Here is a 23,127-nt window from a genome sequence, read left to right on the forward strand (position 1 = left end):
CACTGTACATTGTATTACTGGGAACATCAAAAATCAATACTTTTTACGAACATTTATATATTTTAATTTATTTATGTTCGTGTTATAGTTCGCTTTTTACGCTTTATAATCCGTGACAGTACGCCTCTAGCCAACTCAATTAAATATATAAACAAAAACTGAGACATCACATGATGTCCCAGCCTTTATTCAGATTAAGTTAGAACTTCAACCCTTTTAAAGCGTCTTTAAATGGATTGTTTTCTACTTCTTCAGTTTGCATATATTTCTTCATTTCTTTTTTGCCAATTTTACCTGATTTTCTATTTTTAAGTCTTTCGTCCATATGCTCTTGTGTTTCTGTATGACCACATACACATCTATAAGTCGCTTTTTTTCCTGTACCATAGAGTGTAAGTTTTTTCTTACAGTTTGGACATCTGGCATTCGTTTGTCTTTGTTGATTCTTTTTAGTCTTACATGTTGGATCTTGACACACAAGCATTTGACCATTTTTCGTTTTAACTTTAAGCATAAATTTTCCACAAGTCGGACACTCAGTCGTTGTGATATTATCATGCTTGAATTTGTCATCACTTTCTTTAATATCTGTGATGATTTCTCTCGTGAAGTTTCTCATTTCATCCATGAATTTATTTTTAGAATAATTTCCTTTTTCGATTTGAGTTAACTTCATTTCCCAATCTGCTGTTAATTCTGGTGATGTCAGTTGTTCAGGTGCTAAGTTTAATAATTGTTTACCTTTTGGCGTAATCTTAATTTTACCTTGTACCGATTCTATAACATTAGAACTATATAACTTCTCAATGATATCTGCTCTAGTTGCAACTGTTCCGATACCACCTGTTTCATTTAAAGTTTGAGCCAATTTCTTATCTTTAAGTTTAAAGAAATGATGTGGTGATTCCATCGCTTTAAGTAAAGTTCCTTCATTGAAGTATGCAGGTGGTTCTGTATCTTTACTAACGACATTCACTTTTTGTATATTCACGTGCTGTTGTTCTTCAAAAGGTAAAACTTTTACATGCGTCTTTTCTTCATATAATTCCTTAAAGCCTAATTCAACTGCTACTTCTTGTGTCAGTTTAAAAGTTTCTCCTTCACATGTTAATGTCACAGTTGTTTCTTCATATTGATATGGTGGTAATAATACTTCTAAAAATCTCTCAGCTACAATCATATATATTTTTTGTTCTCTAGGAGATAACTGATCAAAGTTAGGTCTCACTTCTGTTGGTACAATCGCATGATGGTCTGATACTTTTTTATTATCAACAAAATGTTTACCCGCTTTAATTGGTTTCTTAAGCAATGGTACAGCATGAGATTTAAGTGGCGTAGCACTTAATGATGATACTCGTTCTTTCAGAGATGAAACCATATCATCTGTTAAGTAGTTAGAATCTGTTCTAGGATAAGTCAGTACTTTATGCTGTTCGTACAATGCTTGCATTGTATTCAACGTTTCTTTCGCACTCATTTTATATCGTTGATACGCTGTTTGTTGCAAACTTGTAAGATCGTATAACTTTTGAGGGTACTTTGTTTTTTTCTTCTTCGAAATATTTTGGATAATACCCTTTTTATTTTGAACTTTTTGTTTAACTTGTTCTATTAAATCAGAATCAAATGTTTTATCCCCACTCTTACTCAGCCATTTAAATTTATATCCTTCAACTTCAATATTCATTTGATAATACTTTTCAGGTTTAAATGATTGAATTTCTTGTTGTCTCATTTGTACAAGATTTAAAGTTGGTGTTTGAACACGACCACACGATAATTGCGCGTCATATTTCGTTGTTAAAGCTCTAGTCGCGTTTATACCGACAATCCAATCCGCTTCACTTCTACATAATGCTGCTTGATATAAATTGTTGTATGCTTCACCAGGTTTTAAATTTTGAAAACCTGCTTTAATTGCTTTTTCAGTAACCGAACTGATCCATAGTCGCTTAATTTGCTTTTTGACTTTTGCTTTTTCAATAATTAATCTTGCAACAAGTTCTCCTTCTCTACCAGCATCTGTCGCAATAATAATTGAATTCACATCGTCTCGCTTCATCAAATGCTGAACTGTGTTAAATTGGCTTCTTGTTTTCTTAATTACAACATGTTTCATATAATCAGGAATAATTGGTAAAACATTTAAATTCCATTCTTTAAATTTTTTGTCGTATTCTTCAGGCGTAGCATTCGTTACAAGATGTCCTAATGCCCAAGTAACGATATAATTTTTATTTTCAAAGTAACCTTTTTTCTGATCATGAATACCTAATGCTTTAGCGATGTCACGACCTACTGAAGGTTTTTCTGCAAGAACTAATGCTTTCATTTCTTTTCACCCATTCTTTTTTACATTCGTACTATTATAACATGAATAAAAAGTGTTCTAAAGGCATGAAAAACTTTTATAAATTTTCGATTAATCGTATAATGGAATAAAATAATCGTTGAATATTAAAGGAGTGACTATCATGCAAATACTGCCTCTTAAAGAAATCGATTCGATTGCTTCTTATTTACACGAAAAAAATAGGCAAGAAACAAACTACGTGACACATATACCCCAGTCAATAGAAGATATAAAGAATGACTTAAGCCATAAATTTGATGAGAATACCTTCTACTATATAGAAGATCATGACACAATTATCGGGATATTAGGATTTGAAAGCGTAGATGATGAAACTGCAAATGTATGGGGACCAATCGTTAATGATACAAGTGAAGAAACGTTAAGCGCGTTAAAAGAAATATGGGAAACACTTTTAAACGATCATCCAAACATTAAATATTGTCACATTTCACTACATAAAGATCACATTTTAAATAACAGTAAACTGAAGAGACTACATGCGGGATATGTAGAAACGCAATATACGTTAGAAATTCAACAACCACCTTTACCAATTGATAAGAAACACCAAATGACGCCGTACAGCAAACCATATTACTATGCATTTAATAAATTACATTCCAATAGTTTCAAACATAGTGATATCAGTGCTGACGATATAATAGACTCACTAGATGATAATCATGCGCTTTATTTATATATAGCTGAAGGGCTCGTTAAAGGCTACATATATCTATCCATAGATATACCTGAGAAATTAGCCACAATTCCTAATTTAGCTTCTCACCATGATTACAGAAAACAAGGCATTGCTTTTCAAATGATTCATTTCGCGACGACAGAAGCATTTAATCATCAAGATGTCGAAACAGTTCGTATCTATGTAGATAGTAAAAAACATGAACAAATACAATTATTATATGAAAAAGTCGGTTTCCACATCGTCAATGAAACACATCATTTCAAATATGTTAGACCATACGATGTTTAACATTTAAACTAAGACCCACGAATGCTTATTGAACATTCATGGGTCTATTTTTAATAGTAAAATTACATTGTGAGCTATATGTTTTACATTAAAAAAGTTTCGGGCGTATAATACTTGGGTAGTTTAAATAATGCAAATAAATAGAGAAAGCGAGTCTTGTGTATGGAATACCTTATAGCCCTATTACCAGCATTGTTCTGGGGAAGCGTCGTATTAATCAATGTTAAAGTTGGTGGAGGTCCTTATAACCAAATCTTAGGTACAACAATCGGGGCTTTCATCATCGGTTTATGTTTATTCTTCTTTGGTGATGTACACTTTACATTCACTACAGTTATTATCGGTATGATTTCTGGTGCTTTCTGGGCACTTGGACAAGGATTTCAACTTAGAAGTGTAGACTTAATTGGGGTTTCAATTACGATGCCTATATCTACAGGCTTACAATTACTTGGAACAACATTATTCAGTGCTGCATTTTTAGGAGAATGGTCAACAGGTACGCAAGTTGCACTTGGCCTATCAGGTTTAGTGTTACTAATTATCGGTGTTATATTTACATCTGTTCAGAAAAAAGGTTCTGGCAATAGCGGAAATACTAAAAAGCTTGGTAAAGCTATTCCAATATTACTCATATCTACAGTCGGTTATGTCGTATACGTTGTAATCGGCCAAGTATTCGATGTTGAAGGTTGGGATGCGCTATTTCCACAATCTATAGGTATGGTAATTGGTGGTATCATTTTATCATTCAAACATAAACCTACTGTTAAACATACGTCACTCAACTTATTGCCAGGGATTGTATGGGCATTAGGTAATATGTTCCTATTCATTTCACAACCAAAAGTTGGTGTCGGAACGAGCTTTTCATTTTCACAAATGTTAGTAATCGTTTCTACTCTAGGTGGTATTTACCTATTAGGTGAACAAAAAACAAAACGTCAAATGACATTTATTTGGATAGGTATCGTGTTAATCATTATTGCCGCATTTATTATTGGTGCAGCTAAAGGGTAAACTCAATATATAAAAATAGGAGTGTTTAATATGTATGAAGATTTAAAAGATAAAGTTGTGATTGTCACTGGAGGTAGCAGTGGTATTGGTAAAGCAACTGCTGAACGATTTGGTAAAGAAGGATCAAAAGTTGTCATTGGATATTTAGGTCACGTTGAAGAAGCTGAAAAAATCGTTCAATCTATTAAAAATTCTGGTGCTGACGCGGTTGCTATTAAAGCAGACGTTTCAGTAGAAGCAGATATCAAAAACTTGATTCAACAAACACATGAAACATTTGGTCGTATAGATGTGTTGATCAATAATGCTGGTTTCGAAAAACCAATTCCATCTCATGAAATGAGTTTAGAAGAATGGTCTAAAGTTATCGATATCAACTTAACAGGTGCTTTTATTGGTAGTAGAGAAGTCATTAATTACTACTTAGAGCATGATATTAAAGGTCAAATCATCAATACTGCAAGTGTGCACGATGTTATTCCTTGGCCAAACTACGTCAATTACGCAGCAAGTAAAGGCGGCTTAAAATTGATGATGGAAACTTTATCTATGGAATACGGTAAAAATGGTATAAGAATTAATAATGTTTCTCCAGGGGCTATTGTTACAGAACATACTCGCGAAAAATTCTCTGACCCTGCAACACGTGAAGAAACATTAGAAATGATTCCATTACATGAAATTGGTGAAGCGGATCAAGTTGCAAATATTAATGCATTCCTAGCTTCAGAACAAGCAAGTTACATTCACGGTACAACAATATATGTTGATGGCGGAATGACAAACTACCCTGCTTTCATGGGTGGTAAAGGTTAATATATAACAAAAAGCGTTTGGATGCGAAATCCAAACGCTTTTTTAATGTTTAATTAAACAAAGAAAAATTGATATACATATAATATGACGATTGATATGACAATACTTAAATTAGTAGCCATGCCGACTATAGGTAAGGTCTTATATTTAAATGTAATAGCATAAGACAATACTGAAACACCTATAGGTAATAACCAACCAATAAGTAACGTCGTTTTGATCATTGGATCATCAACAGGTAAGAAGAAATGAACAATTAAGCCCATTAATAAACCAAAGCCATAATGAAATGCTAAGTATTTAACAACAATTGGTAAGTATGCTTTTTCGATTTTAAAATTCAAGAATAAACCTAATAAGATCATGGATAATGGCATATTGGCATTTGCAATAATTCCAAAGAAATCTATCGCTTTATCAGGTACTTTAATGCTCATTATATTTAAGATAAACATAATCATATATGTCATAAGTGGTACGGTCTTTAATAAATTTAAACCCATTCGTTTAAAGTCAAACTGATCGCCACCATCATTGAAGTAACTACCAACAAAATAAGTTACACCAAACATAATGATAGCTGTACCAATGTCTAACATACCAAAGTATAATAAACCATTTTTAGGCCAAATTTGTGCGACTAATGGATATGCAAACAGTCCAATATTAACTGAAGCGGCCATCATGCCAACAGTACCTCTTATTTGATTATTATATTTTTTCTTGAATAACCATATGATTAGTAGCTTTGCTATAATGCCGTATAATAGCATTAATATAGGTAGCCATCCTAAAGATAAATCTAAATCAGATCCATTTAAATTTACAATCACTAATGAAGGCAAAGTAACATTTAGTACAAGTGTTGCAAGTACATTACCATCAGAAGCTTTAAAGAATTTAAGCTTCTTTAGAACGTATCCTAAAGCAATTAATAAAATAATCATTATAAATTTTTCTGTCACTTTATCACTTCTCTCATTAAACTCACATTTATCTATATTAACAACAGTTTAACTTCTATGCACACTTTTTGTTTGAAATATTAATAAATTATACTAAAATTAGTTTAGTTATATTTAATAATATCATCAAATCTTACATCAATAACTTTGGCTAAATCTGCTGGATCAAGTTCAATTTGATAACCACGTTTACCTGCACTTACGATAAACGTAGTTAATGGTTCTGCATTGATATCAATTACGGTTTGATATGTTTTTTTCATACCAATTGGAGAACAACCACCTCTGACATACCCTGTAACTTTGGTGAGTTGATCAAGTGGTAAGAGTTCTAATTTTTTCTGACCAACAGCTTTACTAGCTTTTTTCATATCAAGATGTTCAACGACTGGAATAACAAAAACGAAATATTCACGATTCCCATTTGTTAATACAAGCGTCTTATACACTTGATGTTCTGGTTTCTGAATTAATTGCGCAACTTCATGACCATCTAAATGATCTTTTCCTATTTTAAATTCATGAGTATGATAAAATATATTATATTGATCTAAGATGCGCATAGCATTGGTTTTTACTTTTTTCAATTTATCACCTACTTCATAGCTATTTTATAAAAAGGAGTGTTTAAAATGGATTTAAACCAACATCTTTCTGAACTTAAATATGATTACATACGTATACAAAATGACCTAGAAAAGAGAGAATCTACTGGTCAAGCAACCGACTTACTTGAAAAACAACTTATCAAAATCGAAGAAGAAATCAGTAAAGTTCGCGCTCAACTTGATCAAGATTAACGAAAGGATATGACTATGTTAATTCTCATACTTTTATTATTTACCATTATTTATCTTATTATTAGTTACTTAAGTATATACCAACTACATACGATGCTTACGCAAGCTTTAAGATTTATAATGGGGCTTATGCTTATTGTCTTTTTAGGCAGTATTGTATTTAGTTTTGCAATGCAAACTTGGTGGATATTAGCTGTATTGGTTTGTCTCGTTATCAATGTTGAAATCACAGCATTTAAATATCGTATTAAAGACCAAAAAGCGATTCAACTACTCAATTATATGTCGATCTTTATATTAATCATATTTGCGTTTTTATTATTTATAGTGTTTTAATACCCTAAAGCATATCATCAAAAGCTCATTTATGTGAAAAAGCTGAGAATCATTTTTCTCAGCTCTTTTTATTTGTATAAGTGAGCTAGACCTTGTAACCTCTTAGCACCATCCAATAGTTCATCATCACTTAACGCTAATGAGATTCTAACGTAATTTTGACCATTATCGCCAAACGGTATACCTGGTGCGACTAAAATAGACACCTCTTGTAATAAATATTCTACAAATGCTTCTCCATCATATTCTGGAGGTGTTTGTAACCAAAGGAATATACCACCTTTCATTGGCTCAAATGGTATACCTACTTCTCTTAATGACGCATCAAATTGATCTCTTCTCGTCTTAAATATTTCATTTTGTTTAATAAGAAAATCATCGCATTCATTTAATGCGACAGTACTCGCATCTTGTAATGCACCAAACATACCGGCATGTGTGTGCGTTTGATATTTCTTTAAAGCAGCAATCATTTCTTTGTTACCGACTGCAAAGCCTACCCTGTATCCAGACATGTTATACCCTTTCGATAAGGAAAATATTTCTACAGCTGTTTCTTTAGCACCTTCCGATTGGAGAATACTTGGATTCTTCTGATCAAATCCAAAAGCACTATATGCAAAGTCATGTATAATATTTGTTTTCGTATCTTTAAATTTAGCAATCGTTTCATCAAAAAATTCAGTATTTGCAACAGATCCAGTTGGATTATTTGGATAAGTTAAGTAAATTAATTTTGTCTTATCTAAGATTTCAGGTTCTATCTCATCCCACTGTGGTAAGTATTGATGTTCAGGCGCTAATTCTAAAGAATATGGCTTAGCACGAGCAAGTAGAACACCTGCTAAATAATCTGTATAGCCTGGATTCGGTAATAACACATAGTCTTTAGGTTCTACGACACAGATCGGTAAACCTACCAAACCATTTTTTGTACCATATAAAATACAAACTTCCTCTTCTTTATCTAAATCCACATCATATTGTCTCTTATAAAAATCTACAATCGCTTGTTTAAACGTATCTTTACCATGAAAAGCACCATATTTCTGATTTTCTTGCTTTTGTATGGCATTTATAAATTCATCTACGATAACCTTTGGCGTCTCGCCATCTGGGACACCGACCGCCATATTAATTAACGGTAACGGACCATGTTCAACCTTACGACCCATTGTCTTTCCAAAGTAACTGTCTGGTATCTCTGATAATAGTTTTGATATTGGCACAATAACGACTCCTCGAAATAAAATTCTTCAGACTATTTTTTTGTATATGAATATATTTTATCAAAGTATGAAACACGAACAAGTATTTTCTTATTAAATTACTAAGAAATAAATCATAGTAGGCGTTTGGAATTGTTATTCTGGATGCTTATATTAGGATAGGCTGCCTTAGTTACAATTCCCACGACTTTTGTTACTAACAACACCAATATATATACAACATACAAAAAGCCCCTCCTTGTCTCACTGACATGGAGGGGTTAAACATCTATTCTATACGTTCTTTTGGTCTTTTAAATATTGCTCGTTTAAATTTCATAATGATTTCATATGAAATTGGCACAACTAATAGTGTTAATATCGTTGAAGAAATTAATCCTCCTATTACTGTAATTGCTAATGCTTTAGAAATAAGGACAGAACTTCCTCCACCAAATAATAGTGGTACTAATGCCCCGATTGTCGCAATAGCTGTCATTAAGATAGGTCTTAAACGCGTGCCTGCTGCTTCTATTAATGCTTCTCTTGTAGTCATGCCCGCTTCTTCCATATTAATCACTCTATCTATTAATACAATCGCATTCGTTACAACAATACCAATCAACATTAACATACCTATCATGCTTGGTACGGATATTGTTTCTTGTGTAATTAACAGTCCTGCAATTACACCAATGATAGATACTGGTAATGAGAATAATATTGCAAATGGTGCTAATCCACCTTTGAATGTTAATACGATTACTAAATATACGATTAGAATTGCTGCGCCCATCGCCAGCAACAATTGTTCTATTGCTTCGTTGATGTCGTCGTTTGTACCGCCAACATTCAATTCAACATCTGTTGGTGTATCAATTTTAGAAACTCTTTGATTAACATCTGTTGTCACTTTCGCAACATCGTCTGCAGTGATTTTAGCATCTACAGAAACAGAAATTTTGTCATTTTCTCTTGTGATTGTATCTGGTGAAGTTGTTTTCTTCAATGTCGCAATATCACTTAGTTTCACATCTTTACCTAATGGAGATGTAATCTTAGTATCTTCTAATTTCTTCTCTGACCAATCTGTTTTTTCTTTTTTAGTCAGTTTAACATCGATAGATTTACCATCATCATTTAATTTAGTAACAACTTTTTCTTGTGTTGTTTGATTAAGCGTCATAGCAATTTGACCTGCAGAAAGTCCTAATTTGCTCGCTTTATTTTGATCAACTTTCACATCGTATTGCTCATAAGATTTAGAAAGGTTCGAACTTACATTTTCTACACCTTTAACTTTCTTCATTTCTTTCTCTACATCTTTAACTGTACCTTCTATTGCGTCAGTTGATGGACCTGATACTTTTACAGATACTTCGTTCGCTGTACCACCAGTAGAGAAATCTTGTTGTTTCCATTCACCTTTATGATTGAATTTACCGATATGGTCCATAACTTCTTTACCGACATTATCCCAGTTAGGTGTATCTTTATCGTATTTAACCATTAAAGCCATGTCATTTTTGGCAGAAGGATTAAATGGATTTTCTCCGCCTACGCTGTATTGAACAAAATCTACGTTTTTATCTTTTGATAAATATTTCTCAGCTTGTTCACCGTTTTTAACAACTTGATCTTCTTTTTCACCTGGTGAAGGTTTATAAGTCAGTGCTAACATTTTATCTTCGCCTGTATCGATAAATGATTTACCAATATAAGGCGTGAATACAAGTGCAATACTTGCGATAACAAGCACAATACTTAGTACGATAACGAGCCATTTATGATTTAAATTCCATTTTAAAATGCCTTTGTATTTATTCGCTAACCAATGTCCTCTTTCTTTTTTAGCTTTCTTAATACCATTTCTAAAGAAAATGTGTGAAAGTACTGGCACAATTGTTAATGCTATAAGTAGTGAAGCTAATAAGCTAAATGCGACTGCTAAAGCAAATGGTCTAAACATTTCTCCAATTTGTCCAGTTACAAAAGCTAACGGTAAGAATACGACAATTGTAACGATTGTTGAAGACATGATTGGTATAAACATTTCTTTCGTCGCACTTGTAATCAGTTTACTACCTTTCAGTTCTTCACCTTTATCCGACATACGTCGATAAATATTCTCTATTACAACAATGGAGTCATCAATAACACGTCCAATTGCGACTGTTAATGCCCCTAAAGTCAAGATATTTAATGAAACATCCATCGCTTTTAGACCAATGAGTGCCATTAATAATGACATTGGAATAGATACCATCGCGATAATAGTTGATTTAATATCTCTTAAGAAGAACATAATGATAATAACTGCAACGATAGAACCGATTAAAGCTTTCTCAACCATCGTCGATACTGAGTCTTTAATTGTTGATGCTGTTTCCATCAATTGCACAGATTCTATGTTTTTATGATCTTTCTTATAAGCTTCGAGTTCTTTGTCTACATTATCAACGACATCTACTAAATTGGCATCTGTAGATTTCGTTACTTGAAGAGCTAAAGCATCTTTACCGTTTGTCTTAGAAATTGAATCTCGTTTCTTCTCTTGTTTAACATCTGCGATATCAGATAATTTTACAGATGGGATACTTTGAGATGCACTGCTATCATTTGATTCGGAGCCTTCTTGAGCTTGTTGTGCTTGCTGGCCTTGTTGTGATTGACTTGCAGCACTTTGTTGACCACCACTTGAAGCACCACCTGTCATAGGTATTTCTAAGTCTTTCAGCGCTTTAATTGAAGTAAATCTTCCATCTACGACAATTGATTTCAAATTATCACCAAATGTATATAAACCTAAAGGTGATTCTTTCGTAGCACCGTCGATATATTGAAGCACTTCATCCTCACTCATACCACGTTTCGTTAATTCATTTTGGTCAAATTCTAAATTTACTTCTTCTAACGTTTGACCAGACAATGATACATTTTGAACGCCGTCTACTTTTTCAAGTTTAGGTATTAAATCTGATTGCATTTGTTTTGTTACTTTTTCAAGATTATCATCTTTATCAGATATTGAATAACTCACAACTGGGAATGAATACATAGACATTCTACTCATATCTGGGTCTTGAACTCCGTCAGGTAAATCTAACGCTTCTAATTTCTTTCTTAATTCAGTCTCAGCTTCATCCATGTCTGTTTGATATGTATATTCTAATGTAATTGCTGAAGCATTTTCTAAAGACTGACTTGTAACATTTTGTACGCCTTCTAGATTTTGAACTTCTTTTTCAACTGGTTCTGTTACATTTTCTAGTACACTTTCAGGTGTTGCACCAGGATATGGTGTCGTAATAGTAATAACAGGAGTTGTAACATCCGGTAATAACTCTAGTTTCATTTTGAACGCTGAATATATGCCGCCAAGCAAAATAATAATCGTCATAAGCAAAATAGCAAATTTATTATTCAGCGAGAACTTAATCATTTTTTGAACCACTCAATTTCCCCCTAATTTATGATTTGTAAGTAATTGTATAATAATTTAATGTTGAAACAAACCTTATACATAAAGAAAGCACTAAAATTTTAATAATTTAAAGTTTTAGTGCCTTAATCTTATGTCTAGTTTCTTTTGATTTTCTTTTCGATTTTTCTTTTATATGTGACTACTGCCGGTTTTACTTTCTCGATTGCAGTATAAAGTGGTTTATTTAATACATAATCAAATTCACCGATTTTCTCACTTAAATAAGTGCCCCAAACTCTCTTGAATGCCCATAATCCATAATGTTCATGGTCTTGGTCAGGGTTATTATCCGTACCACCGAAGTCGAACTTAGTAGCGCCTTTCTCTTTAGCAAAGCGCATCATTTCAATAATCATGCGGTGATTCGGTAAAAATTCACGATATTCATTTGATGACGCACCATATAAATAATATGATTTCTTACCTGAGAAGATTAAGATACCGCCAGATAAATACACGCCATCTGGTTTTTTACTTTTTAATTCTTCCATTTCTTGAATACGTTTTTCAAAGTTACCTAGTTTTTCATCAGCATCATTTAACTGATTAACGACTTTCTTAGTTTGTCTTCTATTTGCTAATTTTTCTTTTTCTTCTAATAGTGAATCACGTTCTTTAAATAAGTCTTTTAAGACTGTATCTGGCACGACTTTGACTAAGAATAATTCACAATCCCCATCTGGATGTAAATGATCATAAATATTCTCAAAGTATGAAACATCTCTTGTTAAGAAATTATCTCTCTCGCCTGTTTCTTCCATGATTTTCGCAAAGATTTTCAAGTCGTCACGGTTACCAATGACTAATTCAGTACCTCTTTTTAAAGAGTTTCTTACACGTGAACGGTTTCGTTTATCAAAGCTTTGCATTAAGTCTTCTTCAGGTTGATCGATTTTTGTGATCATCGTCATTCTAGGTTGGATATATTTCTTACTTAATCCATCTTCAAAACCTTTATGTTCAAATCCTAATGAAGTTAAATATTCAAGAACACCTTCAGATTGATTTACTTCTATATCTGGGTCAATTTTAATGGCATAACTTTTCTCATTACGTGCGATTTCTTTAGATAATTCAAAAAGTACTTTAACAGATGTTTCGTCTTTATAATCAACAACAAAACCTCTAGATATGTAACATAATGTATATGGTAGCTTTGGCACTTTCTTAAATAAAAGTTGTGCTACACCTGTTATTTTTTCACCATCGCCCACTGCTATACGACGAGAATACCAACCTGTAAGCTTTTTGGATTCTGCCCACTTTGTAAGTTGCAACATATCACCATTTGGATGTTGCTTTACAAATTCATCATGTTGCTCATGAGTGATATTCATTTTCTTTATCGTCATTTATAAATCTCCTTTTTATCAATTCGTCTTTTAATTATACAATGAAACGTACTATAATTTCACGCAAAAGACCAATATTTGTTATACTTGTCATATAAAACATACAGTTAGGATTGAAATATATGAGACAACTTGTTCTAACGCTTTTTATTATTATAAATATCATACTGATTGCGGTCAGTCTAAATTTTGATAGCACGATTAATTATTTAAGCTATCGTATCATAACTGTTGCCTTCACCTTGCTACTAAGCATCGTCTTTATTCTCGAGAACGCACGCAAATCTATATTATTTATAGCCATTATAAGCGCCTTGATTGCACTCGCGCATTTAAGTATTATTATTCAAAGTGTCTATCTCAATGTTTATGCGAATTAGCTTTGAATTCGTAACACGCGCCTTTATATAAAATGCGCGTGTCTTTTTTTATATTTGTTGATGAGAGTGATAATGTAGTGTATTTCTCTTCTGCATCCTCTATAAGTTTAATGACAACATCATCTTCTTTAAAGCCTAACTTAACATCATCTTCGCTTTTCTCAATCTCTTTCAATCCATACCATGATTGCCAATTTTGACTAGATTCTTGAAGATTACCGACTTGAATCGTCACTTCATCAATTGATAAGTTATAATGAAAATTATCTTCTAATGAAGCTTCTCTTTCTTCATCACTTTCGCCCCACTGAATGATGAATGGTAAATTTAAATCTTGCTTATCATCTAAATATAGTAATTGCCATTGTATCGTTGTGCCGTCCGGTTTCGTTCTCGACATTTCAATTGGACCTACAATATCTAAATCAAATTGCTCTAGATGAGTCTTAACGCTATCGATATTTTGTGTTCTAAGGCAGATCCTTTTAAATCCTTCTTGTACATGCTCATCTTTAAACGTATTCGCAAAGCTTAATCTACCTTCTTCCGTTTGAGCATATGAACGCGCTAAAGCTGCATCAAAGACATCAATCCACTCTATATAATGTAAATCTATATAACTTAATTGATTGTACGTTCCTAATTGTGTATGTTTACCACCTTGGATGGCTTGAATATATTGATGTGGAAATTCAATTGATTCTATACCGTCTACGTAATGAATAATATGATCAAATTTTAAATTCATGTACATACCTCCTACTTTTAAGCTGCTCTTTTAAACACTTTACTATTAATGAAGAATAAAATAATCAGCAATATTGAAACGATAATAATCGTAAGGACATATGGATATACTTCGTGTTCTCCTTTTATACCCACTAACGGTGAAACGATACCACCGAATAGAAATTGAGATAGTCCTAATAAACTTGCCGCACTTCCAGCGCCACCTTTATTGTTAGCCATCGCAATAGAAAAACCAGTCGTACCAATTGCAGATACTGGACTAACGAGTATGAAGAATCCGATCATTAATATCCAAATGGATAAGCCATTCATCAATGTGATTGAAACGATAATCACACCTATAATTTGAATCATTCCGAATAAACGCATAAGTACATGTTCGTCATAATAGTCGACTAATTTATTAATAATTTGACCTGATAATATTAATCCAAAACCATTAAAAGCAAACATACAACTAAAAGCTAATGGTGAAATATGATAGACAGATTGCGTTATGAATGATGAAGCGGATATGTAACTAAATAACAATGCGTATGTACATCCTTGTATAAATAAAGGCATTAAAAATTTTGGACTTTTTAGTAAATTTTTAAAGTCTGTTAGCACTTCACTGATTCTACCTGATGAACGTTCTGCTTCTGGTAATGATTCAGTTAATTTTAATGAAGATAAACTAAACATAATAAAACCGAATATCGTTAGTAAAATAAAGACCACTTTCCAAGTTGAAAATGATAATATAATACCACCCAATACAGGTGCTAAAATAGGCGCAACACCATTAACAAGCATTAATATCGCTAAGAATTTCGTTAAAGCTTTACCTTTATATAAATCACTGGAAATTGCCCGGGAAATAACTGCGCCTGCCCCACCAGTAAAACCTTGTACAAATCGTAATGCCATCATGACGTAGATATTAGGTGCAAATACGCATAATATTGAAGCAACTGTATAAACAATTAATGCAACCATGAGTGGTCGCTTACGCCCTATAAAGTCAGATAGTGGCCCGACAAATACTTGTCCAACTGCTAAACCAACCATAAAGAGTGTGAGCGTTAATTGCGTGTTTGACGTTGTTGTATCAAAATCACGACTAATTTCTGGTAATGCTGGTAAATACATATCTATTGAAAATGGTCCAAATGCGGTTAATAAACCGAGAATCACGATTAAAAATAATGAAGGCTTAGCCATCTTTTGTTCGTTCATGAAATACGCTCCTTTTATATCTATTACCTAATATTATTGCTTAACAATTTTCAAATAGCAATGTTATATGTGAACACTTATTAAAATACTTTACTTTCAGATAGTCATCATTCAAAATATAGTCAGAAACTTAGAATCGGAGTGGAAACATGAACATTTTTTTAACAGGTGCTACGGGATTTGTAGGTGCAGAGTTAATACACTCACTTGCAAAAGATGCACAAAAGCAATTTTATGTATTATACAGGAGTGAGCAGAAGAAAGATCAATTGCTCAATAAATTAAATCCATCGTATCATTCAAGAATTCACTTTATTAATGGAGACATTACAGAAGTATTATGTGGTGTGTCTGAAAGTGATATTGAAACGATACCTCAAATAGATAAATTTTATCATTTAGCTGCACTCGTCAAATTTAATTTCGAACTTGCAGATGATCTTTATCAAATCAATTATATCGGCACACAACATGCTTTGGATTTAGCAGAACATATACAAACAAAGCATTTTTTATATGTATCAACAGCCTATACAGTTGGTGAGCAAGAGCGTGGTAATGAAGTACTGCATTCAATCGATTCACCAACAAATAATCCATATGAAGCGACTAAAATTAAAGCTGAACATATCGTGATGCAAAGAGAAACAATGGCAACTTCAATCATACGTCCAGCTATTATAATAGGTGATTCCGTAACAGGAGAAGCTGATTCAAACTTCACATTGTATGGCTTTATGAAAGCATTAAAAGTCTTCAAAAGACGTGTAGAAAAAAAGAAAGATCATGCAATATATAGACTATTTGGAGATGCAAGTCATACGTCGAATTTCGTACCAGTTGATTATGTTGTACAAGTACTTACAGTAGCATGTGATTATGCAGAAAATCATAAAATTTATCACGCAACCAATCAGAATCCACCATCAAATGACTTTATATTTGCGACAATTAAGAAACATCTAGACTTCCATCAATTAGAAGTTGCTCCAATGATTGAGATAAACACAATAACAGATGAAGAAAGAGTACTGAATAGTTTTATCGATGTATTTGCACCTTACTTCTCTAAATCTATCAAATTTAATGATGAGAATACTGAAGAAATGCTCAAAAAAGCAAACGAACAGACACTCGTACTTTCAAAAGAAACATTGGATATGATTATCGGAAAATATTTTATGAAATAGTAAAACAAGCTAGGACAATCGTTTTGTCCTAGCTTGTTTTAGTTGTATTAGAATGCTGTAACTTCCACTATTTCGAATTGTGGTAGTTAGATGGGCGCTCATTTAGAGACATTTCTCAGAATTCTGTCCCTAACTTTTAATCTAACCACCTATATAGTTCATATTAATTTTATTTTTCTTTCGTCTAGCTACAGTAGCTGCTGTTCGTTCATCTGAGTATCTGTCATCTCTTATATTCCATAAATACTTTAATATAGTTAATAATTCTTCGTCCGTCTTACCGCTTCTTAGCTCTGATTTTATATCATAGCCATTCTTTTCAGCAAATAAGCAACCATAAAATTTACCATCAGATGAAATTCTTGCTCGTGTACATGATGAACAAAACGATGCTGATACACTCGTGATCAAACCAAATTGTGCGCCGTTATCTTTATGGCGATAGTATGTTGCAACTTCTCCAAAATAATTGGCTTCTACTGGTTCTACATCATAGGCTGAAGAAATGATATTTAACATTTCTTTCTTAGTGACGACTTTATCAAAATTCCACCCATTATCATTACCTACATCCATAAATTCTATAAATCTTACGATAATGTTTTTCTCTTTAAAATGCTCAACAAGTGGTAGTATTTCTTGGTCGTTCACCCCTTTTTGGATTACGACATTCACTTTAACTTTTAAACCTATGCTCACTGCATAATCTATTTGATCGAGTATTTGAGAAGCGGATATTTGGCGATTATTAATCGATTTAAATAATTCATCATCCATTGCATCTATACTTACATTCACTCTACGTAGTCCTGCATTGTATAAATTCAATCCATGTTTTTTTAACAACATACCATTTGTTGTTAGTCCGATGTCTTCAATACCTTCTATTTTGTTCAAAGCTTCTACAAGCTCATATAGATTTCGTCTTAGAAGCGGCTCTCCGCCTGTAATTCTAATTTTCTTTACACCAAGTGAGCTGTATAACTTAGATAATCTCGTAATTTCTTCAAAACTCAACAATTCTTCTTTAGGTAAGAAGACGTAATCATCTCCAAAAATTTCTTTTGGCATACAGTAATCACAGCGAAAATTACATCGGTCGGTAACGGATATTCTTAAATCTCTAATTGGTCTTCCTAATTTATCTTTGATAGGTTGATGCATCGTAACGCCCCCTCTACCTATACAATCGTTAAGACTCTGCTTTTTCTAAATCTTCAATGTAATTTATGTTTTGGTACCAATTAGTTGAATCTTTCACATTTGATACATCTAACCATTGTGAAGGTTTCTTTTCGTATATTTCTTTCATTCTAAAGGCTTCATGGTCTAACGCTTCTTTAATGTCCGCTTCGACACGATGACTATAAAATGCTAACGTCGGCATTTTTTTACCATTTGCTTCGTATCCAGCAATATCTAGCTGTTCTTCCATTACACGCGAAATAAAAAATTGATACAAATGACTAATCGCTTTTTCGGTAATTTTAGGTGTATCGCAAGCAATCACAAAATAACATTCCGAATCATGTTTTTGCATCACGCTATATATCCCACCTAAAGGACCATTATTTTTGTACTTTGATAAATCTACGACAACATCATGGTGATTGAATGAATCTTTCAATTCTTCACTCGTACTAATCACAACTTTTTCAAATAAATTCGTTTGATTTAAAGTTTGAATGATTTTTTCATAAAAAACTTCTCCATTAATTGTCGCTAACGCTTTTGGTGAACCAAATCTACTGGACTTACCGCCAGCTAGAACTATTGCTATCATTTTCTCTTTACCCTCCACTAACTGGTGGAATCAATGCAACAACATCTTGGTCTGTTATAACACTTGAATCTTGCACGAATTCCTCATTTACAGCAACTTGAAAAGTTTCATCCTTTAACTCTGGATGCTTCTCAACTAAATATTGCTTAAAGTTTAACACAGAGTAGTCTTGGTTAAGAGTTATTTGCTCTTCATTTATGTTTATTATTTCTTTTAAATGAGCAAAATACAATACTTTCATTATTTACCCTCCATTTGAATAGAAGAATGGTACTGTTTTTGACTGCCTTGCCATTCTTCCCCATCTTCCCATATTTCTTTTTTCCAGATTGGTACGATTTCTTTAATCCTTTCAATTGCATATTCATTCGCCTTATAAGCATCTTGTCTATGCGGTGAAGATACACTGATGACAACAGCTATATCTGATATTTGTAATTCACCAACTCTATGTGCAATTGCAACTATTGTACCTGGCCATTTTTCTTTAATTTCATCACCTATTTGAGCTAATTTCTTCTCTGCCATTGGGATGTAAGCCTCATAAGCTAAGTACTCCGTTTTAATGCCTTTTGTCCATTCTCTGACATGTCCTGTAAACACAACAACTGCACCTTGCTTTTCATTGAGTGTCCAATTTCTGTATTGTTCAGGATTTATTGGATCATTGACGATTTCAAATTGTTTCACTTCAACACCTACTTTTTCAACCAATTTTCAACCCAAACTTTAAAGTCTTTATTTTCTTCAAGATTAAACGCATCAAACTGATATACAATATTTTGTAGCGTTTGTTCCAAATCTTGAGATTGCTTCGTTAAAAGTACTTTTGGAAAATGATCATGCTTAAATCCTTCAATTAGTAGTACATCAGGCTCAATAGACAAATCTTCATCTATTATTTGCTGTAATGACTTCTCCTCAAAAGTTACTCTCTCTATTAACTGTTTACCCAATACGATACTTTCTTTAGCACCGCTATTTATAAACGTTAAACTGTCTACCTCTTTATGATTTAAAGAAATTTCGTCTGCACCGTGCCCATGATGTTTAATTGTAGATACTGTTAATTGCTGACTGCGACATTTTTTAATTAATTCATTTATTAATGTTGTTTTACCACTATTTTTATAGCCAACTATTTGTAATATCTTCATAGTGTTAATTGACTTTCATATGACTGATGGTCTGTTAATAGAACTTTAACATCGTCGTCTTTTTGATAACCTCTTGTTCCACCAGGTAATATAATCATGCCATTACTTTTAGCAATCGCGACGACTGCATTTGATTTATTAAACCCTGATGGTTCAGCATAAACACCTTGTGAAGTGAATGATAATTTACCTCTAATAAATCTCGTAAATGGGTTAGCTTTTTTAAAGTCTTCATTCAACTTCGCGTCTATTATAACTGGGTATATAGCATCTGCAGACATCATTTTTAGAATTGTTGGCTTAGTAAACAAATGAAATCCTGAGTAACAAGCTGATGGATTACCCGATAAACCAAACAACAACTTCTCACTTTTGTAAGCAACCGTTGTTACGCTACCAGGTCTCATTTGAACTTTATTAAAGAGCACTGTTGCACCAATTGCATCATACACTTTAGGTAAATAGTCGAAGTCTCCTACTGATACGCCACCAGTTGTAATCACGATATCATGTTGTGACATTGCTTTTTCAACAATATCAATGCAACCTTGTAAGTTATCTTCTTGAATTTTGTATGTAGTAGCTTCGATATCAACTTCTTTACATAACGATTCAATCATAGGACCATTTGAATTTCTAATCTTTCCTGGTTCTAATGGCTCATTTGGTCCTACTAACTCGCTACCTGTTGCTATGACTGCAACGGTTGGCTTCTTGGATACTTTAACAGTTTCGTAGCCAAATGTTGCCAACACTGCAATAACTCCACTATTAATACGTTGACCTTTATGTAAGACGTATTCATTTTCTTTACATTCTTCTCCTTGAAACGCGACATTTTCACCTTCCGTAAATGGTTTACGAATGGTAAATCCTGTTTCTGTTTCCACTGTTTGTTCAAACATTACAACTGCATCTGCACCTTCAGGTATAGGTGCGCCAGTCATAATACGTACCGCTTCTCCGCTATTTAAAGTCACATTTGAAGCTGTTCCAGCACCGATATGATCTACAACTTTAAATGATATTCTATTATCTCCTGATGCCCCTTTAGAATCAGCGCTTTTAATTGCAAACCCATCGTAAGGTGATTTATCAAATCGAGGAATATCGTAAGTTGCTTGAATATCTTCAGCAAGTATATAGTTTAAACTTTCATTTATTAATACTGTTTCTGTCTCTAACTGCTTTACTACTTTAATAACACGTTCAATTGCTTCTTTTACTGGTATAGGTGTTCTCATTTCAACTGTCAATTGTCTACACTCCCTATCAATTTATTTAAACTTACATGTTATAATATCTTTAGAAAGGATGATGATTTTGTCTGAATTTACACATTTTAACGAGCAAGGCCATGCAAAAATGGTTGATGTCTCAGATAAAGAAACAAGTACACGTATCGCAATTGCAAACTCAAGTATTAAAGTAAATCAAACAATCTATGATCAAATAAAAAATGCAACAAATAAAAAAGGCGATGTACTTGGCACAGCACAAATTGCAGGCATTATGGCTGCTAAGAATACAAGCCAATTGATACCTATGTGTCACCCACTTCAATTAACAGGCATCGATATCTCTTACGAATGGGATAAAGATCAACCATACACAATCAACATTTCAGCAACCGTTAAGACGAAAGGTCAAACGGGTGTAGAAATGGAAGCTTTAACTGCTGCAAGTGTTACAGCTTTAACAATATATGATATGTGTAAAGCCGTTGATAAAGGCATGGTTATTGGTGAAACATATTTATCTTATAAGACTGGTGGCAAAAATGGCGACTTCAAACGCCAATAGTTATTTATTAAGCTCATGTACTAAATGATTCAATTCTTTAGTTATGAGCTTTTCCATTGCTAATTTAACTGCACCTGTAGAACCCGGTATTGAAATAATAACTTGATGCCCTACTGTACCTGCAATTGCTCTAGAAAGTATCGCTCTCGTACCTACATCTTCTGTATAACTTAAATATCTAAATATCTCACCGAATCCTTCAATTTCTTTATCTAGTAAAGGCTTAATCGCCTCGATCGTAACATCTCTTTGACTAATACCTGTACCGCCAGTTGTAATAATGGCGTCAACATCATTATTAAGCCACTCATTTACTTGCGTTTGAATTTCAGTGACATCATCTTTAACAATTTGATAATGGCCTTCTTTAATTTCAACATTGAGATCTTTCAAATATTGTTGAACAAGTTGTCCACCTTTATCTGTTTCTTTCGTTCTCGTATCACTTACGGTTAAAACTGCCACATTTATAAGACGATTTATTCTATTAACTACACTCATCGATTTAACTCCTATCCAAACATATTCTCAACAAACTGTCTGCCTTCTTCTACAGAATCCAAATCATGAATTAATAATCTACCATTATTAAATGCTACGACACGATGGTCATCGTATAAATACTGAATCATATACGCATTAGAACGATGCAATAATCCATTTTGAGCAACAAACTTTTCAATAGCTGGTCGATTAAGCTTCTCGTTTATATATTGAACAGTATGACGGCCACATAATTCAGTTAGTTGTTTGTCTGAATTTGATAATTTTGAATAAGTTGGTTCTGCTCCACAAGTCTCACAATAGTCTTGTTTCATTTGTTCAAATCCAAATGATTGATGTTCACCGAACCAAACGTCACCGTACGTAATTTTAGGTGTAAATGAATAACCAGCCAATATTTTAAGTGCATCTGCAACTTGTAAACTTGCTGCCATTGTTACTGCTGGATTTATCACGCCTACTGTGTCACAAGTTCGGTTAATCACTGGCAATTGTGGTAATACACAGTTCAAGCAAGGTGTTTCTTTAGGCACAAAAGTCGCTTGAACATAAGTAGATTCTAAACATGCGCCATATATCCACGGAATATTCATCTTGTACGCAAAATCATTAATAATTTGTCTCGTATTAAAATTATCTGTCGCATCAATAATAATGTTTGAATAACGCGCTACTTCATGTAATAACTTTGCATCACATTGCGCAATATAAGATTTTATTGTAATATCTTCACGAATTTTCATTAAATGTCTTTCTGCAGCTACAACTTTAGGTAGCATTTCTTTAATATCATTCTCTATAAATAATGTTTGTCTTTGTAAGTTTGACGATTCAACATAATCTCGATCAATAATATTGAGTCTCTGTATCCCCGACCTAGTCAACTGTTCAGCAACATGCGTACCAAGTGCACCCATGCCTACAATTGTGACACTCGCTTGTTCAATTCTTTCTTGACCTTGTTCTCCAATTTTATCGAATAAAATTTGACGAGAATAACGTTCGTTCATT

General features: G+C 33.1%; 23 protein-coding genes. 7 read left to right on the forward strand and 16 right to left on the reverse strand.

The genetic code is table 11. The features are described from left to right. Positions 1–199: 199 nt before the first annotated feature. Entirely contained in the window at positions 200–2,335 is a 2,136-nt protein-coding gene (locus ACJTHF_RS08940) for a DNA topoisomerase III (RefSeq protein ID WP_232157258.1), read from the reverse strand. Positions 2,336–2,477: 142 nt separating this feature from the next. Between ACJTHF_RS08940 and ACJTHF_RS08945 the strand changes: the two genes are divergently transcribed. The 3 genes from ACJTHF_RS08945 to ACJTHF_RS08955 all read left to right on the forward strand — a co-directional run bounded on the left by ACJTHF_RS08945 (position 2,478) and on the right by ACJTHF_RS08955 (position 5,186). Then, entirely contained in the window at positions 2,478–3,350 is an 873-nt protein-coding gene (locus tag ACJTHF_RS08945; protein ID WP_084755799.1) for a GNAT family N-acetyltransferase, read from the forward strand. 162 nt (positions 3,351–3,512) lie between these two features. Beyond that, positions 3,513–4,370, forward strand: a complete 858-nt coding sequence (locus ACJTHF_RS08950; protein ID WP_232157260.1) for a GRP family sugar transporter — start codon at positions 3,513–3,515, stop codon at positions 4,368–4,370. Positions 4,371–4,400: 30 nt separating this feature from the next. Next, positions 4,401–5,186, forward strand: a complete 786-nt coding sequence (locus tag ACJTHF_RS08955; RefSeq protein WP_058591150.1) for a glucose 1-dehydrogenase — start codon at positions 4,401–4,403, stop codon at positions 5,184–5,186. 53 nt (positions 5,187–5,239) lie between these two features. Here the strand turns inward: ACJTHF_RS08955 and ACJTHF_RS08960 are convergent, their stop codons facing one another. Together ACJTHF_RS08960 and ybaK are read right to left on the reverse strand one after the other, a co-directional pair. Further along, on the reverse strand, positions 5,240–6,151 hold the full coding sequence (locus tag ACJTHF_RS08960) for an AEC family transporter (RefSeq protein WP_058591151.1): 912 nt from the start codon (positions 6,149–6,151) through the stop codon (positions 5,240–5,242). Positions 6,152–6,255: 104 nt separating this feature from the next. Beyond that, positions 6,256–6,738: a Cys-tRNA(Pro) deacylase gene (ybaK, locus tag ACJTHF_RS08965; protein WP_171992046.1), complete on the reverse strand. Its 483-nt coding sequence runs from the start codon at positions 6,736–6,738 to the stop codon at positions 6,256–6,258. Between the two features lie 45 nt (positions 6,739–6,783). Here ybaK and ACJTHF_RS08970 point away from each other — a divergent pair, with 45 nt between their 5' ends. After that, entirely contained in the window at positions 6,784–6,951 is a 168-nt protein-coding gene (locus ACJTHF_RS08970; protein WP_232157262.1) for an SE1832 family protein, read from the forward strand. Positions 6,952–6,960: 9 nt separating this feature from the next. After that, a complete protein-coding gene (mspA, locus tag ACJTHF_RS08975; protein WP_241489712.1) occupies positions 6,961–7,287 on the forward strand; it encodes a membrane stabilizing protein MspA in 327 nt (108 codons plus the stop codon). Between the two features lie 68 nt (positions 7,288–7,355). On the opposite strand, the gene ACJTHF_RS08980 is transcribed toward mspA, so the two are convergent. From ACJTHF_RS08980 to ACJTHF_RS09000, 5 genes are all read right to left on the reverse strand, one after another. Further along, complete coding sequence (locus ACJTHF_RS08980) at positions 7,356–8,516, reverse strand: aminotransferase class I/II-fold pyridoxal phosphate-dependent enzyme (RefSeq protein ID WP_232157264.1); 1,161 nt, start codon at positions 8,514–8,516, stop codon at positions 7,356–7,358. A gap of 268 nt (positions 8,517–8,784) precedes the next feature. Beyond that, positions 8,785–11,949: an efflux RND transporter permease subunit gene (locus tag ACJTHF_RS08985; RefSeq protein ID WP_325878670.1), complete on the reverse strand. Its 3,165-nt coding sequence runs from the start codon at positions 11,947–11,949 to the stop codon at positions 8,785–8,787. Between the two features lie 125 nt (positions 11,950–12,074). Then, positions 12,075–13,325, reverse strand: a complete 1,251-nt coding sequence (locus tag ACJTHF_RS08990) for a lipid II:glycine glycyltransferase FemX (protein ID WP_232157286.1) — start codon at positions 13,323–13,325, stop codon at positions 12,075–12,077. Between the two features lie 366 nt (positions 13,326–13,691). Beyond that, positions 13,692–14,459, reverse strand: a complete 768-nt coding sequence (locus tag ACJTHF_RS08995) for a VOC family protein (RefSeq protein ID WP_158258761.1) — start codon at positions 14,457–14,459, stop codon at positions 13,692–13,694. A 17-nt stretch (positions 14,460–14,476) separates the two neighbouring features. Beyond that, positions 14,477–15,679: a multidrug effflux MFS transporter gene (locus ACJTHF_RS09000; RefSeq protein ID WP_058591156.1), complete on the reverse strand. Its 1,203-nt coding sequence runs from the start codon at positions 15,677–15,679 to the stop codon at positions 14,477–14,479. Positions 15,680–15,828: 149 nt separating this feature from the next. Here ACJTHF_RS09000 and ACJTHF_RS09005 point away from each other — a divergent pair, with 149 nt between their 5' ends. Then, a complete protein-coding gene (locus tag ACJTHF_RS09005; RefSeq protein WP_058591157.1) occupies positions 15,829–16,869 on the forward strand; it encodes an SDR family oxidoreductase in 1,041 nt (346 codons plus the stop codon). 141 nt (positions 16,870–17,010) lie between these two features. On the opposite strand, the gene moaA is transcribed toward ACJTHF_RS09005, so the two are convergent. The 6 genes from moaA to glp are packed head-to-tail and all read right to left on the reverse strand — an operon-like array spanning position 17,011 to position 21,065. Continuing rightward, a complete protein-coding gene (gene moaA, locus ACJTHF_RS09010) occupies positions 17,011–18,033 on the reverse strand; it encodes a GTP 3',8-cyclase MoaA (RefSeq protein ID WP_058611887.1) in 1,023 nt (340 codons plus the stop codon). 28 nt (positions 18,034–18,061) lie between these two features. Continuing rightward, the gene (gene mobA / locus ACJTHF_RS09015) at positions 18,062–18,652 is read right to left on the reverse strand and encodes a molybdenum cofactor guanylyltransferase MobA (RefSeq protein ID WP_048541095.1); all 591 of its coding nucleotides are present in this window, start codon (positions 18,650–18,652) and stop codon (positions 18,062–18,064) included. Between the two features lie 7 nt (positions 18,653–18,659). After that, positions 18,660–18,893 carry a molybdopterin converting factor subunit 1 gene (gene moaD / locus ACJTHF_RS09020; RefSeq protein ID WP_048541098.1) on the reverse strand — a complete coding sequence of 78 codons (234 nt, stop codon included), beginning with the start codon at positions 18,891–18,893 and terminating at the stop codon, positions 18,660–18,662. After that, positions 18,893–19,342, reverse strand: coding sequence for a molybdenum cofactor biosynthesis protein MoaE (locus ACJTHF_RS09025; protein ID WP_058591222.1), 450 nt, complete (start codon positions 19,340–19,342; stop codon positions 18,893–18,895). The genes moaD and ACJTHF_RS09025 overlap by 1 nt, the downstream gene beginning before the upstream one ends. Before the next feature lie 8 nt (positions 19,343–19,350). Next, positions 19,351–19,809, reverse strand: coding sequence for a molybdopterin-guanine dinucleotide biosynthesis protein B (gene mobB / locus ACJTHF_RS09030; protein ID WP_407812614.1), 459 nt, complete (start codon positions 19,807–19,809; stop codon positions 19,351–19,353). Then, the gene (gene glp / locus ACJTHF_RS09035; RefSeq protein WP_084755788.1) at positions 19,806–21,065 is read right to left on the reverse strand and encodes a gephyrin-like molybdotransferase Glp; all 1,260 of its coding nucleotides are present in this window, start codon (positions 21,063–21,065) and stop codon (positions 19,806–19,808) included. Before glp ends, mobB begins: the two co-directional genes overlap by 4 nt. A gap of 67 nt (positions 21,066–21,132) precedes the next feature. Between glp and moaC the strand changes: the two genes are divergently transcribed. After that, positions 21,133–21,612, forward strand: coding sequence for a cyclic pyranopterin monophosphate synthase MoaC (gene moaC / locus ACJTHF_RS09040; RefSeq protein ID WP_048541103.1), 480 nt, complete (start codon positions 21,133–21,135; stop codon positions 21,610–21,612). Here moaC and ACJTHF_RS09045 read toward each other — a convergent pair whose 3' ends face one another. Then, positions 21,613–22,113 carry a molybdenum cofactor biosynthesis protein B gene (locus tag ACJTHF_RS09045; RefSeq protein WP_078354944.1) on the reverse strand — a complete coding sequence of 167 codons (501 nt, stop codon included), beginning with the start codon at positions 22,111–22,113 and terminating at the stop codon, positions 21,613–21,615. 11 nt (positions 22,114–22,124) lie between these two features. Then, on the reverse strand, positions 22,125–23,126 hold the full coding sequence (locus ACJTHF_RS09050; protein ID WP_048541106.1) for a ThiF family adenylyltransferase: 1,002 nt from the start codon (positions 23,124–23,126) through the stop codon (positions 22,125–22,127). Position 23,127: the final 1 nt, after the last annotated feature.

Origin of the sequence: Mammaliicoccus sp. RAM2 (genome assembly GCF_045897195.1) — a bacterium.
In the GTDB taxonomy this organism is placed as follows: Bacteria; Bacillota; Bacilli; order Staphylococcales; family Staphylococcaceae; genus Mammaliicoccus; species Mammaliicoccus sciuri.

What these genes read in the sequence shown, in the direction of transcription:
- ACJTHF_RS08950 (WP_232157260.1), top strand. Translation starts at nt 3,513, where the DNA reads ATGGAATACCTTATAGCCCTATTACCAGCATTGTTCTGGGGAAGCGTC.
- ACJTHF_RS09000 (WP_058591156.1), bottom strand. Translation starts at nt 15,679, where the DNA reads ATGAACGAACAAAAGATGGCTAAGCCTTCATTATTTTTAATCGTGATT.
- mobA (WP_048541095.1), bottom strand. Translation starts at nt 18,652, where the DNA reads ATGATAGCAATAGTTCTAGCTGGCGGTAAGTCCAGTAGATTTGGTTCA.
- ACJTHF_RS09050 (WP_048541106.1), bottom strand. Translation starts at nt 23,126, where the DNA reads ATGAACGAACGTTATTCTCGTCAAATTTTATTCGATAAAATTGGAGAA.
- ACJTHF_RS08970 (WP_232157262.1), top strand. Translation starts at nt 6,784, where the DNA reads ATGGATTTAAACCAACATCTTTCTGAACTTAAATATGATTACATACGT.
- ACJTHF_RS09045 (WP_078354944.1), bottom strand. Translation starts at nt 22,113, where the DNA reads ATGAGTGTAGTTAATAGAATAAATCGTCTTATAAATGTGGCAGTTTTA.
- ACJTHF_RS08955 (WP_058591150.1), top strand. Translation starts at nt 4,401, where the DNA reads ATGTATGAAGATTTAAAAGATAAAGTTGTGATTGTCACTGGAGGTAGC.
- mspA (WP_241489712.1), top strand. Translation starts at nt 6,961, where the DNA reads ATGACTATGTTAATTCTCATACTTTTATTATTTACCATTATTTATCTT.
- ACJTHF_RS08995 (WP_158258761.1), bottom strand. Translation starts at nt 14,459, where the DNA reads ATGAATTTAAAATTTGATCATATTATTCATTACGTAGACGGTATAGAA.
- moaD (WP_048541098.1), bottom strand. Translation starts at nt 18,893, where the DNA reads ATGAAAGTATTGTATTTTGCTCATTTAAAAGAAATAATAAACATAAAT.
- ACJTHF_RS08945 (WP_084755799.1), top strand. Translation starts at nt 2,478, where the DNA reads ATGCAAATACTGCCTCTTAAAGAAATCGATTCGATTGCTTCTTATTTA.
- moaA (WP_058611887.1), bottom strand. Translation starts at nt 18,033, where the DNA reads ATGCATCAACCTATCAAAGATAAATTAGGAAGACCAATTAGAGATTTA.
- ACJTHF_RS09005 (WP_058591157.1), top strand. Translation starts at nt 15,829, where the DNA reads ATGAACATTTTTTTAACAGGTGCTACGGGATTTGTAGGTGCAGAGTTA.
- ACJTHF_RS08940 (WP_232157258.1), bottom strand. Translation starts at nt 2,335, where the DNA reads ATGAAAGCATTAGTTCTTGCAGAAAAACCTTCAGTAGGTCGTGACATC.
- mobB (WP_407812614.1), bottom strand. Translation starts at nt 19,809, where the DNA reads ATGAAGATATTACAAATAGTTGGCTATAAAAATAGTGGTAAAACAACA.